This window comes from Bradyrhizobium sp. IAR9, assembly GCF_013408065.1.
GTDB lineage: Bacteria > Pseudomonadota > Alphaproteobacteria > Rhizobiales > Xanthobacteraceae > Bradyrhizobium.
Window position 1 is genome coordinate 167,074 of the sequence record NZ_JACBZW010000014.1, and the last position, 12,014, is coordinate 179,087.

Genomic DNA, 12,014 nt, shown 5'->3' on the forward strand with positions numbered 1-12,014 from the left:
ACCGTCAGAAATCGAAATTGATCATCTTCTTCATCACCATGATGCCGACCGCCATCCAGACGACGCAGCCGACCAGCATGAGCTGACCGGTGGGATGGGTCCACAGCACCGAGATGTAATGTGGCGTCGTGAGATAGACGAGGAACATCACGATCGGCGGCAGCGAGCCGATGATGCCGGCCGAGGCCTTGGCTTCCATCGACATCGCCTGGATCTTTTCCCTCATCTTCTTGCGGTCGCGCAGCACCTTGGAAAGGTTGCCGAGCGCTTCGGAGAGGTTGCCGCCGGATTTCTGCTGGATCGAGATGACGATGCCGAAGAAGTTGGCCTCCGGCAACGGCATGCGGTCATAGAGCCGCGAGCAGGCCTCGCCGAGCGGCATGCCGATCGCCTGGGTCTCGATGATCGCCAGAAACTCGCTGCGCAGCGGCTCGGGCGCGTCGGCCGCGACGACCTTGATCGATTCGAACAAGGGCAGGCCCGCCTTGATGCCGCGGACGATCACGTCGACCGCATCGGGCAGTGCCGCCAGGAACTTGGCCTCGCGGCGCTTTTTCAGGAAGCCCAGCGCCCAGCGCGGCAGGCCGAAACCGCCGGCAAAGGCGAGGCCGGCAGCACCGATCAGGCCGCCGCCGGCAAACAGAGCGGCTGCGAAGAACGCGCCCGCCACGACGGCGGAGACGATCCAGAATTTCTGCGGCGTCCAATCGAGCCCCGCCTGCGACAGGCGGACGGGGAGCGGAGCGCTCTTCTCCTGCAGGCGTCGCGCCTCGAGATCCTTCAGCGTGGTCTCGACCTGCTCGCGGCGCGAGCGCTGGGTCTTCTCGGCCTGGCGGGCCGTGGGCGCCTCGGCGCGCGAGATCGAAGCGCGGCGGCTTTCGGCCTTTCGTTCCCCGGACAGCAGCGGATAGAGGAAGACCCAGGCGATGCCGCCGACCGCCGCGGTGGCAAGGAATGCGAGGGCGAGGACCTGCATGTTCATGCTGAACGGCTCACGTCTTCGGCGCGACTTCCGCCGCGTCCAGCGCAGCGGCAAGGCGCTTCTCGTCGCCGTAATAGCGGGCGCGCTCCCAGAATTTCGGACGGCCGATCCCGGTCGAGCGGTGCCGGCCGATGATCTTGCCGTTGGCGTCCTCGCCGACCATGTCGTAGAGGAAGATATCCTGGGTGATGATGGTGTCGCCTTCCATGCCCATCACCTCGGTGATGTGGGTGATCCGGCGCGAGCCGTCGCGCAGGCGCGCAGCCTGGACGATCACGTCGATGGAGGCGCAGATCATCTCGCGGATGGTGCGTGAGGGAAGCGAGAAGCCTCCCATCGTGATCATGGATTCGCAGCGCGACAGGGCTTCGCGCGGGTTGTTGGCGTGCAGCGTGCCCATCGATCCGTCATGGCCGGTGTTCATGGCCTGGAGCAGGTCGAACGCCTCGGGTCCGCGAACCTCGCCGACGATGATGCGCTCGGGGCGCATACGCAGGCAGTTGCGCACCAGCTCGCGCATGGTGATCTGGCCCTCGCCCTCGATGTTGGGCGGTCGGGTTTCCAGCCGCACCACGTGAGGCTGCTGGAGCTGGAGCTCGGCGGCGTCCTCGCAGGTGATGATGCGCTCGTCATGCTCGATATAGTTGGTCAGGCAGTTGAGCAGCGTGGTCTTGCCGGAGCCGGTACCGCCGGAGATCAGCACGTTGCAGCGGACGCGACCGATGATCTGGAGGATTTCAGCGCCTTCCGGCGAGATGGCGCCGAACTTGACCAGCTGATCGAGTGTCAGCTTGTCCTTCTTGAATTTGCGGATGGTGAGCGTGGGGCCGTCGATCGACAACGGCGGCACGATGGCGTTGACGCGGGAGCCGTCGGCGAGGCGCGCGTCGCAGATCGGCGAGGATTCGTCGACGCGCCGGCCGACCTGGCTGACGATGCGCTGGCAGATGTTGAGGAGCTGCTGGTTGTCGCGGAAGCGAATTCCCGTGCGCTGGATCTTGCCGGCGACTTCGATGTAGACGGTGTTGGCGCCGTTGACCATGATGTCGGCGATGTCGTCGCGCGACAGCAGCGGCTCGAGCGGACCGTATCCGAGAACGTCGTTGCAGATGTCGTCGAGCAGTTCCTCCTGCTCGGCGATCGACATCACGATGTTCTTGATCGCGATGATCTCGTTGACGATGTCGCGGATTTCCTCGCGCGCGGACTCCGAATCGAGCTTGGCGAGCTGAGCGAGGTCGATCGCCTCGATCAGCGCGCCGAAGATGGTCGCCTTGACCTCGTAATAATTGTCCGACCGCCGGCTCTCCATGGCCGGAGGCGGCGGCGCCTTGGCAGGCGCAAGCGGCGGCGAGGCGACGGCCGGCGGAGGCGGGGCGCGCGACACCGTCGGCGCCGGAGCCTGGGCTGGCTCGGGCGACACGGCGCCCGGCTTGGGCGCCCGAAGGTCGGTGTCTGTTCCGCTACGCTTACCGAACACTTAACAACTCCATGCGGCGGCTTATTTTCCCCGCAACTTGTCAATCAGGGGTGAAAGCAGGGACGACTTTTGTTTCTTGGTTTCGCTGCGGCCGGTCAGGCGCTGGGCGATCTGAAGAAACATCTCGATCGACTTGTGGTTGGCGGAGATCTCCGCGATCATCTGGCCGTTGTTGGCGGCCGAGCCGAAGATCTGCGGCTCGAACGGGATCGAGACGATCGGCTGGCTCTCGATCGCCTTGGCGAACTCCGCGGCGGCGATTTCGGGGCGCTTCGGCACGCCGACCTGGTTCAGGCAGTAGAGCGGTGGCCGGTCGTTGGGGCGCGCGGCCTTCAACAGATCGAACAAGTTCTTGGTATTGCGCAAATTGGCGAGGTCGGGCGCGGCCACGATCAGGATGTCGTCCGCCCCGATCAGGGCGCGCTTGGTCCAGCCCGACCATTGGTGCGGAATGTCGAGCACGATGCAGGGCATGGTGGAGCGCAGGGTGTCGAACACGGCGTCGAAGGCGTCGGTGCCGAAATCATAGACCCGGTCGAGCGTCGCCGGCGCCGCCAGCAGGCTGAGATGGTCGGTGCATTTCGACAGCAGGCGGTCGATGAAGGCGGTGTCGACGCGATCGGGCGAGAACACGGCGTCGGCAATGCCCTGCGGCGGGTCCTGGTTGTAGTCCAGCCCGGCGGTGCCGAAGGCGAGGTCGAGATCGGCGACGACGGCGTCCATGGCGAGGTCGCGCGCGATCGCCCAGGCGACATTATGGGAGATGGTGGAAGCCCCGACGCCGCCCTTGGCGCCGACCACGGCGATGATGCGGCCGACCGCCTTGGCTTCCGGGGCGGAGAACAGGTTGCAGATCGAGCGCACGACGTCGATCGCGCCGACCGGCGCGAGCACGTAGTCGCTGACACCGCGGCGCACCAGCTCACGGTAGAGTGTGACGTCGTTGATCCGGCCGATCACGACCACGCGGGTGCCGGCGTCGCAGACGGTGGCGAGCTGGTCGAGCCCGCCCAGCAGGTCGTTGCGTCCGTCGCTTTCGAGCACGATGACGTTCGGCGTCGGGGCCGAGCGGTAGGCCTCGGTTGCAGCGGCCATGCCGCCCATCTGGATCTTCAGATGGGCCTTGCCGAGACGGCGGTCTTCGCCGGCCGACTGGACCGCGGCGGCGGTTTCCACGGTCTCGCAGAAGGCCTGGACCGAGACGCGCGGCGCGGGCGCAATATGCTCCTCGACCGGCGGAGGAGCTGCGTCCGGCTGCTCTTCGTGTGTCTGGCGAGCGTAGCTGATCATTTGCCGGTGTCGCTGAGTTTGGCCTTGTCGGCCTCGGGATAGGTGGTCGCCGTCGTGAGACCCTTGCGATATTTCTCGAGAGCGGTGATGCGCCGCGCCGTGTAGGACGGAGTTTCAGGCCGCGGCTGCTCGAGGTCCGACGGATTGTCGACCATCGCTGCGAGGTTGCGCTGATAGGCGCAGCCGTAGTTGTAATAGTCCTTGTTCTCGAACCATCTCTTGTTCTTGATCGAAGGGCCGACGTCCTCCGGCCACAGGCCGCAGGGACCCGCGACCGCGGCGATCTTGGAATAAGTGAGCCGGATCGGCGGCAGGAAGCGCCTGTCTTCCGGCTGGTAGGGGCGAACGTTGACGCCGCGCGGCGGAACGCCTGCTCCCGCCAGCATCGCCTGGATTTCACGCATCGTGTCCGCGACCGGACGCGCATTGGGCGTGCCGGACGGCACGTCGATACGAATGGCGCCCGTGCCTTCGTGCAACCATGCCGATGCGACACCCATCACATCCGCGCGCTGGGCGGCGGTCAATCCGCCGCGGGCATGGCCGACGAAGACGACGATCGAACGATTTTGCTCTTCGATCGCGATCGGATGGCGCTGCTTGTAGTCGTCGGGAATGGAGGCCGTGACGGCTTCGTCATGCTGGCATCCGCCGAGCGCGAGCGCCATGCCGACGAGCGCGCCACCGAGACGGATGGCGCGTTTGCGAAGCTGGGGTGGTCTTGTGATCATCGTGAAGTCCCCGTTTCGCCTCAGTCGGTGATGAAGCCGTAGGTGCCGCGGTAGTTCTTGGCCGGTTCGGTCCGGCCGGGCACGCCGTAAAGGCGGTTGATGTTGCCGAGCAGCTGGGCCTGTGGATCCGCAGGCGGGGCGAAGCCGTCATCCGGCCGCGACAGGTCCTTTGGCGCCACCGCGCGAACGACATAAGGCGTCACGATCACGACCAGCTCGGTCGCGTTGTTGACGAAGTCGCGGCTGCGGAACAGCGTGCCGAGGACCGGGAGCTGCATCAGTCCCGGCAATCCGCTGATGGCCTGCTTGGTCTGCTGCTGGATCAGGCCGGCCATCGCCATCGCGCCGCCGGAGGGAATTTCCAGCGAGGTCTCGGCACGGCGGGTCCTGATCGAGGGCACCGTCACCGAGTTCACCGACGTCGAGGTCACGGCCTGCGACAGCGTGATCGCATTCTCGTTCGACAGCTCCGAGACCTCGGTCATCACCCGCAGGCTGATCTTGCCTTCGCTCAGCACCACGGGGGTGAAGTTGAGCGAGATGCCGAACTTCTTGAAGCTGATCTGGGTGGTACAGACATGCGTGGTGGGATCGCAAGCATAGCCCGCCGGCACGGGGAATTCGCCGCCGGCGATGAACGTTGCCGATTCACCGGAGATCGCGGTCAGGTTCGGTTCGGCCAGCGTGCGGATCACGCCAGCGGTTTCCATCGCGCGCAGGGTGGCTTGCACCGACGGCGCCGCGCCGAACTTCGTGGTCAGATTGTTGCCGTCCACGAGGTTGTGGCCGAGAGCGGTGAACGGATTCGAGTTGGAGAAGCTCACCACCGACGTGCCGTAGTTGAGGTTCGCGGTCAGGTCGATGCCGAGCTGCTTGACGATGTTGCGCTGGACTTCCGCCACCGTCACCTTGAGCATGACCTGGTCACGGCCGCGGACCACGATCGAGTTCACGACCTTGTCGGCGCCGCCGGCCAGGCGCGCGGCGAGGTCATTGGCCTGCTGCGCTTCCATCGGGTTCGCCGCCGTGCCGGTCAGGACGATGCCGTCGCCGAGCCCGTCGATCTGGATGTCTGAATTCGGCAGGACCTGCTTCAGCGCCGCCCGCACACCGTTGAGGTCGCGCTTGACCGCGATGTCATAGGCCGCGATCTGCTGGCCTGCAGAATCGAAGAACACGATGTTGGTCTGGCCGAGCGCGGCGCCGATGATGTAGGCGCGCTGCGCCGAGCGGACCACCGCATTGGCGATCTTGGGGTCAGCGACCAGCACGTCCTTGATGTCGCGCGGAAGGTCGATCACCACGGACTTGCCGATGCCGAGCGAAAGGAAGCGGGCGTTCATCTGACCGTCGGCGGCGACCGCCGCGCCCGGGCGATAGTCGGCGGCGACCACGGGGGTCAGCACCGGGTTGAATGCCAGCGCGAAGGCGGCCGAAAACGACAGGGCGCGGACCATGGCGGTTCGCATCGTCGCTGAATCTGCCCTGCATTTCATGTCGCCTGTCCTCATCGTGCTTTCGCCGTCGAGCTCGGGATGCCGTAGCGAATGATCGAGACGCCGTCGCGCTTCTGGGCGGATTCGTCGAGCGTGATCTCGCTCATCTTGACGTCGGCAATGCTGCGCAGCGCCAGCGAGAGCGTTCCGGCCTGACGAGCCGAGGAAAGCGCCTGGGTCTGTGCGGAAGTGAGTTCCAGGGTCACGGTCTTGCCGACCACGGTGTTCTGGCCGTCCTTTTCCTTCGGAGCCTGGTCGATGGCGAGGACGCGCACGTTGACCAGGATGATCTCGGACGTGACGACGTCCTGGCCCCCGGCGGTCTGGTCCGGGTTCTTGAGGCGGCGTGTCAGCAGGACATCGACGCGGTCATTGGGCAGGATGAAGCCGCCTGCGCCGGTCTCCGGCGAGATTTCGGTCGAGATGGCCCGCATGCCGCTGGGCAGGATGGCCGCCATGAATCCGGAGCCCTCGGCCTTGACCAGCTTCTGGTCGCGGATCGGCTCACCCTGAATGAAGGGGGCGCGCGCGATCGAACCGGTCACCTGGGTCACGCCCTCGGGACGCTCGTTGCGGCGAATGAAGGTGGCGCTGGCGGTCGCGGCCGGCCAGGTCTGCCATTGCAGATCTTCCGGCTTCACGGTCTGGCCGAGGCCGATGTCGTTCTTGGCCACGAGGACGTCGACGGTCGGAAGCTGCGCGACCGGGACCGGAGGCGGCGCAGAATTGTCCGAGCCGCTCGCCAGGTACGCGGCGACACCGCCGGCGCAGATGGCGACCGTCAGGACGACAATGCGTGCCCTATTCATACGCTTCACTTTCCAACAAAACGCCGCGACGCTGCCGCCGCCGTAATCGGCAGTTGACCAGCTATTCGTCAAAGCATGGTTAATGAGGCGTATCTAAATCGCCTTAACGCCGGGTTTACCCGGTGCGTTCAGCGCAGCGCGAGGTGCGCGAGATCAATCGCCTTCACCCATTCGGTCTCCGGGTAGACCATCAGCGCACTCAGTGCGAGCGCGATGCCGTAGGGGATGCCGCTCTCCTTGGCATGCAGCCGGGCGAGCCAGGCCTGACCCGCCAGTCCGTAGGGCAGCGGCCATTGCCGGAACTGGAGCAGGAGCAGCGTCAGCGCCCCGCCGAACAGCGAGGCGTAGAGCAGGAAGTTCATCAACTGTGCGAAGCCGAACCAGAGCGCGACGGAGGCCGCCACCTTGGCGTCGCCGCCGCCGACCCAGCCCATCGCAAAGCAGGTGAAGGCGATGACCAAAAGAAGCGCGCCGGCGCCGACATGACTGAGCATCTCGTAAGGTGCCATGCCACCGGCGAGGGCAAGCGCGAAGAAGCCGGCGACCAGCGCCAGCGACACGCGGTTCGAGATCGTCATCGTGAAGAGATCGCTCGCGGCAGCGAACGCCATCAGGGCCGGGAAGAGCAGAAGGCGCGCAAGGTCGAGGATCATGGGCTGCGTCTTGAGGCCTGGGTTTGCCGCGGGAACTGGCGTCGGGCGATGCTAGCCGGCAGTGCTAAACAAACCGACAACGGCAGCAAGCAGCCCACGCGGCTGAAGTCGCGGAACGCGTCGTCACCAGAGGCTGGCAATGCGCGCGGCGAGCACGGCCGTCGCAAGCAGCAGCGCAAGGCAGACCCAATAGACCGGCGAGCCGGCCTGTGCCGCCGCTGTCTCATCCGCCGCGATCGCGGCATCGGTTCTGTACTTACGCAACGCCACTGGAACTCGCCGTCTTCGGAAAAACAAAGGCCCCGGAGATCCGGGGCTTTTGCCGTCGTTCGTCGGTTGCTTACTTCAGCGAGCTGCTGATCGAAGTGAACTTGGCGTTCAACGTGGTGCCGAGGTTGTTGACGACGGTGATGATGGCCAGCGCGATGCCGGCGGCGATCAGACCGTATTCGATGGCGGTGGCGCCGGATTCATCCTTCGCGAAACGTGCAATCAAGTTCTTCATGAACATAACTCCATCTGGGGTGGGGATCGCCTCGTTCGGCGCCGTCATTGACCCGATGACCATGAGAGCCGAGCTCTTTCGGTAGAGTTAATTCGATCGGGCAAACCCGCCTGCGGCGCGATGCTTTGGCCCAGAGTGAATTTCGTCTTAAGGCGGCCCCTGTAATTCGTTCCGGTTCCGGATGTACCGTCGGCGCGGCGCCGGCTTCACGCTCCCTTAAATTTAGCGGCGTAGGCGTAACAGAGCTGGAATTCGCAAGAGAGGCGACGATGTCGAGCCTGCCCATGCAAGTCGCCCTGATGCTCGGCGAGACCATCGTCAAGGTGATCCCCATCACCTTCGCGCTCGCGGCCGTCTTCACCGTGCTCGAACATTTCTGGGCCTGCAATGCCGGCGCGCCGTGGTGGCGCAAGCGCGAGATCGTCACCGACATCTGCTACTGGTTCTTCGTTCCGGTGTTCGCCCGCACCATGCGGATCGGACTTCTGGTCGTCGGCGCGAGCCTCGTCTTCAACATCCACGACGCCGACGAGCTCATCGCCTTCTATGACAATGGCCACGGCCCGCTGTCGTTAATGCCGCTCTGGGTCCAGGCCGGGTTGTTCCTGGTCCTGTCCGACTTCATGCTGTATTGGCTACACCGGCTGTTCCACGGCGGCGGGTTCTGGAAGTACCACGCCATCCATCACTCCTCGGAGGAGATCAGCTGGATTTCGGCGGCCCGCTTCCATCCCGTCAATCTCGTGCTCGGCTCGATCGGCGTCGACGTCGTGCTGCTGATGGCCGGCATTTCCCCGAACGCGATGGTTTGGCTCTCCCCGTTCACGACCTTCCATTCGGCCTTCGTGCACGCCAACCTGAATTGGAGCTTCGGGCCGTTCAAATATTTGCTGGCGACGCCGGTGTTCCACCGCTGGCACCACACCTCGCTCGAGGAGGGCGGCGACACCAATTTTGCCGGCACGTTCCCGATCTGGGATGTTCTGTTCGGCACCTTCCGTATGCCCGAGGGTGAACTGCCGCAGGATTACGGCAAGGACGAAGCGACGATGCCGAAGGAGATCGCGGGTCAGTTCGCCTATCCGTTCCGCCGCTAGCCTCCAAGGCGGTAAAACGCCAGTCTGTTCAAACAATAGTCGGCGAGTTTGCGGAACGTTCACGAATTAAGGGCAGGTTAGCCGGGTCGGGCACTGGCTTCGTTGTATCGAGTCGCTTCCGCTGGTTTGTGACGTCCCGGGGGTAAGAGTATGCGTAAGGAATTGCTGCGCCGTCGGGCGCGCGTCTGTCTTCTGGTTGCGGCTGCGGTGCTGGCATCGCCGGCCGCCGGCCTTGCCGACCCCACCGCCGACACCATCGCCGTCAATGTCGACCAGGCCAAGCTGGTGCGGCTGCCCGGCAAGGTGGCGACCATCGTGGTCGGCAATCCCCTGATCGCCGACGTCACGCTCCAGCCCGGCGGCATGATCGTCGTGACCGGCAAGGGCTATGGTGCCACCAATTTCATCGCACTAGACCGGGCCGGCGAGATTCTGGTCGATCGCCAGATCCAGGTCGAAGGTCCGAGCGACCGGCTCGTCACCGTCTATCGCGGGATCGAGCGCGAGTCCTATAGCTGCGTGCCGCTTTGCCAGCGTCGCGTGACGCTCGGCGACAGCGACACCTATTTCAACAACACGATGAGCCAGGCCGGCTCGCTGAGCGCCAGCGCCAGCGGTGGTGGTGGCGGCGGTCCGCCCAAGTCCAACTAGCAGGACCGATCGGCGGGTTTGCCCGGGCAGGAGCCCGCCAGACCGCTTTGCAGATGCGAAGCAGAGGTCTCGGCGCGCGCCGTGCTTTCCGCGAGCTTGGGATCGCGGCTGGTTAACACGTTCTTAATGGCGCGGTCCGCGGGCTGCGGATCGCCTGAAACACTTAAACAATCAGTTTCCGCTATTGAACGGGACAGTTGATCGCCCGTTGCTGGGGAATTTGACGCGATGCCATCGCCTGCACCTTCGAGATTCACACTCCGGAAAGCGCTGGGCCGGTTTTGCGGCAACCGCCGCGGTTCCGCGGCCGTCGAGTTCGCCCTGGTCGCACCGATGTTCTTCGCGCTGCTGTTCGCCATCATCGAAACGGCGCTCATGTTCCTCGCGAGCCAGGTGCTCGAGACCATCACGCAAAATTCCGCGCGCGCGATTCTGACCGGCCAGGCGCAAGCGCAGGGCGGTTCGGTGGCGGCCTGTCAGACCACGCCCGGCGTGGTCATGGCGTGCGACCAGACGACGTTCAAGGCCTATGTGTGCACGCAGATCCCGGCGCTGTTTGATTGCAGCAAGCTCTACGTCGACGTCGTGAGCACCAGCTCCTTCGGGTCGCTAAGCCTGACGAACTACGGCGATTCCTGCAATTTCAACCCGACCGGCATGCAGTACAGTGCCGGGACCTCCGGCCAGGTGGTCGTGGTGCGGCTGTTCTATCAATGGCCGCTCATCGTCACCGGCCTCGGTTACAATATCGGGTGCAGCAACAAACGGCTGATGGTGGCGACCACGGCCTTCAAGAACGAACCCTTCTGAGACAGATGGATCCGAGCGGACCGATGCAGGTTATTGCGAATATCTGGCGGAATGCACGTAGTTCCGTGCGCGACTTCGTCGCCGACAAGCGCGCGCTCGCGGCGACCGAATTCGCGGTCATCGTCCCGCTGATGCTGGTGATGTTCTTCGGCACCGTCGAATTCTCGTCGGCCGTGGCGATCGATCGCAAGGTTACATTGATCGCGCGGGCGCTGTCCGATTTGACGTCGCAGTCGACGACGCTCGCCGATGCCGACATGAAGGATACGTTCACGGCGAGCATCTCGGTCATCATGCCCTACGACGCCAGTCTGGTGAAGGGCACGGTCTCCCAGATCTATATCGATGCCAACAGCATTGCTACGGTCCAGTGGAGCAAGGCCGGCACCATTGCGAGCGGCGCGACGCAAGCGACGCTGGCGACCTCGGCTCGCAAGGCCGGCGACAAGGTCACCACCATGATTCCCTCGACGCTGTTGATTCCGTCGACCTACCTCATCCTCAGCGAGGCGAGCTACACTTACACGCCGTCCGTAGGCTACGTGTTGAAGTCGAGCCTACCCTTGAGCGATCTGTCCTACACGCGGCCGCGCCAGGTCACCTGCGTTCCCTACAACGGCGTGCCGTCGACGTGCTGATATCCGCGAGCAGGCGCTAAAATGAAAAAGGCCGTGCGTTGCGCACGGCCTTCTTGCTACTTTTTGGCTTGCGCGAGCCGATCGGCCCAACGCCCGGAGGCTCAGCCTTCGGAGCGGAGGTTGTCCGCTGCCGACTTGCCGGAACGACGGTCGGCCACGATCTCGTAGGAGATCTTCTGACCTTCACGCAGCGTGCCGAGGCCCGCACGCTCCACAGCGCTGATGTGGACGAACACGTCCTGGCCGCCATCGTCGGGCTGAATGAAGCCGAAGCCTTTGGTCGCGTTAAACCACTTCACGGTTCCCATGCTCACGGGGGTAGTCCCTTCTCAGATAACACAATGTGAGAGCCCGCTTGCGCAGGCCGGTTAGATCGAATTTTTGGAAGGGTCGTCAGCGTGTCTGAACCGGCTGTACCGGTGGATGCTAATGTCGTCCGGCCGAAAATCGATAAATTCATTTTATCGGAATTGGGGTCTCAAAACAATCCGGACATGCACGATTTTTTGATCCGCCGCGATGGCCGCGGCGGATCCACATAAAGGTCGGAATCTTACTTCCGCGCTCAGGCGCCTAGCGACGGCGGAACTGGCCGCCGCGCTGGCCCGGGCGAGGCGGTCCGCCCACGCCGCTGGGACGCTCGTCCTTGTGGCGGAAAATCAGCCGGCCCTTCTCGAGGTCATAGGGCGACATCTCCACCGTCACGCGGTCGCCTGCCAGCGTCTTGATGCGGTTCTTCTTCATCTTGCCGGCGGTATAGGCGACGATCTCGTGTCCGGCGTCGAGCTGCACGCGGTAGCGTGCGTCGGGGAGGATTTCGGTGACCAGTCCTTCGAACTGGATCAGCTCTTCCTTAGCCATGAATTTCTCCA

15 protein-coding genes are annotated in these 12,014 nt (G+C 64.3%); 4 read left to right on the forward strand and 11 right to left on the reverse strand.

What is annotated here, in order from left to right:
* Positions 1 to 4: 4 nt before the first annotated feature.
* The 9 genes from GGD67_RS30565 to GGD67_RS30605 form a co-directional block, all read right to left on the reverse strand.
* The gene (locus GGD67_RS30565; protein ID WP_018318789.1) at positions 5 to 982 is read right to left on the reverse strand and encodes a type II secretion system F family protein; all 978 of its coding nucleotides are present in this window, start codon (positions 980 to 982) and stop codon (positions 5 to 7) included.
* Between the two features lie 10 nt (positions 983 to 992).
* Complete coding sequence (locus tag GGD67_RS30570) at positions 993 to 2,462, reverse strand: CpaF family protein (RefSeq protein ID WP_018318788.1); 1,470 nt, start codon at positions 2,460 to 2,462, stop codon at positions 993 to 995.
* Positions 2,463 to 2,483: 21 nt separating this feature from the next.
* The gene (locus GGD67_RS30575; RefSeq protein ID WP_018318787.1) at positions 2,484 to 3,752 is read right to left on the reverse strand and encodes an AAA family ATPase; all 1,269 of its coding nucleotides are present in this window, start codon (positions 3,750 to 3,752) and stop codon (positions 2,484 to 2,486) included.
* Positions 3,749 to 4,483, reverse strand: a complete 735-nt coding sequence (locus GGD67_RS30580; RefSeq protein WP_179738060.1) for a CpaD family pilus assembly protein — start codon at positions 4,481 to 4,483, stop codon at positions 3,749 to 3,751. Before GGD67_RS30580 ends, GGD67_RS30575 begins: the two co-directional genes overlap by 4 nt.
* A 20-nt stretch (positions 4,484 to 4,503) precedes the next feature.
* Entirely contained in the window at positions 4,504 to 5,979 is a 1,476-nt protein-coding gene (locus tag GGD67_RS30585; protein ID WP_179738062.1) for a type II and III secretion system protein family protein, read from the reverse strand.
* An 11-nt stretch (positions 5,980 to 5,990) separates the two neighbouring features.
* Positions 5,991 to 6,788 (reverse strand): Flp pilus assembly protein CpaB, encoded by a 798-nt coding sequence (cpaB, locus tag GGD67_RS30590; RefSeq protein WP_179738064.1) that lies wholly within the window; start codon positions 6,786 to 6,788, stop codon positions 5,991 to 5,993.
* A 128-nt stretch (positions 6,789 to 6,916) separates the two neighbouring features.
* Entirely contained in the window at positions 6,917 to 7,441 is a 525-nt protein-coding gene (locus GGD67_RS30595) for a prepilin peptidase (protein ID WP_028142098.1), read from the reverse strand.
* 123 nt (positions 7,442 to 7,564) lie between these two features.
* Positions 7,565 to 7,705 (reverse strand): hypothetical protein, encoded by a 141-nt coding sequence (locus GGD67_RS30600; protein WP_179737890.1) that lies wholly within the window; start codon positions 7,703 to 7,705, stop codon positions 7,565 to 7,567.
* Between the two features lie 76 nt (positions 7,706 to 7,781).
* Positions 7,782 to 7,946: a Flp family type IVb pilin gene (locus tag GGD67_RS30605; RefSeq protein ID WP_007599783.1), complete on the reverse strand. Its 165-nt coding sequence runs from the start codon at positions 7,944 to 7,946 to the stop codon at positions 7,782 to 7,784.
* Between the two features lie 269 nt (positions 7,947 to 8,215).
* Between GGD67_RS30605 and GGD67_RS30610 the strand changes: the two genes are divergently transcribed.
* The 4 genes from GGD67_RS30610 to GGD67_RS30625 all read left to right on the forward strand — a co-directional run bounded on the left by GGD67_RS30610 (position 8,216) and on the right by GGD67_RS30625 (position 11,142).
* Positions 8,216 to 9,043, forward strand: a complete 828-nt coding sequence (locus GGD67_RS30610; RefSeq protein WP_179738066.1) for a sterol desaturase family protein — start codon at positions 8,216 to 8,218, stop codon at positions 9,041 to 9,043.
* A 150-nt stretch (positions 9,044 to 9,193) separates the two neighbouring features.
* Complete coding sequence (locus tag GGD67_RS30615; protein ID WP_018318779.1) at positions 9,194 to 9,694, forward strand: pilus assembly protein N-terminal domain-containing protein; 501 nt, start codon at positions 9,194 to 9,196, stop codon at positions 9,692 to 9,694.
* A 228-nt stretch (positions 9,695 to 9,922) separates the two neighbouring features.
* A complete protein-coding gene (locus GGD67_RS30620; protein WP_018318778.1) occupies positions 9,923 to 10,504 on the forward strand; it encodes a TadE/TadG family type IV pilus assembly protein in 582 nt (193 codons plus the stop codon).
* Between the two features lie 23 nt (positions 10,505 to 10,527).
* The gene (locus tag GGD67_RS30625) at positions 10,528 to 11,142 is read left to right on the forward strand and encodes a TadE/TadG family type IV pilus assembly protein (RefSeq protein ID WP_210286692.1); all 615 of its coding nucleotides are present in this window, start codon (positions 10,528 to 10,530) and stop codon (positions 11,140 to 11,142) included.
* Positions 11,143 to 11,243: 101 nt separating this feature from the next.
* Here GGD67_RS30625 and GGD67_RS30630 read toward each other — a convergent pair whose 3' ends face one another.
* Both GGD67_RS30630 and infA read right to left on the reverse strand, forming a co-directional pair.
* A complete protein-coding gene (locus GGD67_RS30630) occupies positions 11,244 to 11,456 on the reverse strand; it encodes a cold-shock protein (protein WP_018318776.1) in 213 nt (70 codons plus the stop codon).
* Between the two features lie 259 nt (positions 11,457 to 11,715).
* Positions 11,716 to 12,003, reverse strand: a complete 288-nt coding sequence (gene infA, locus GGD67_RS30635; RefSeq protein WP_008131890.1) for a translation initiation factor IF-1 — start codon at positions 12,001 to 12,003, stop codon at positions 11,716 to 11,718.
* Between the last annotated feature and the right edge of the window lie 11 nt (positions 12,004 to 12,014).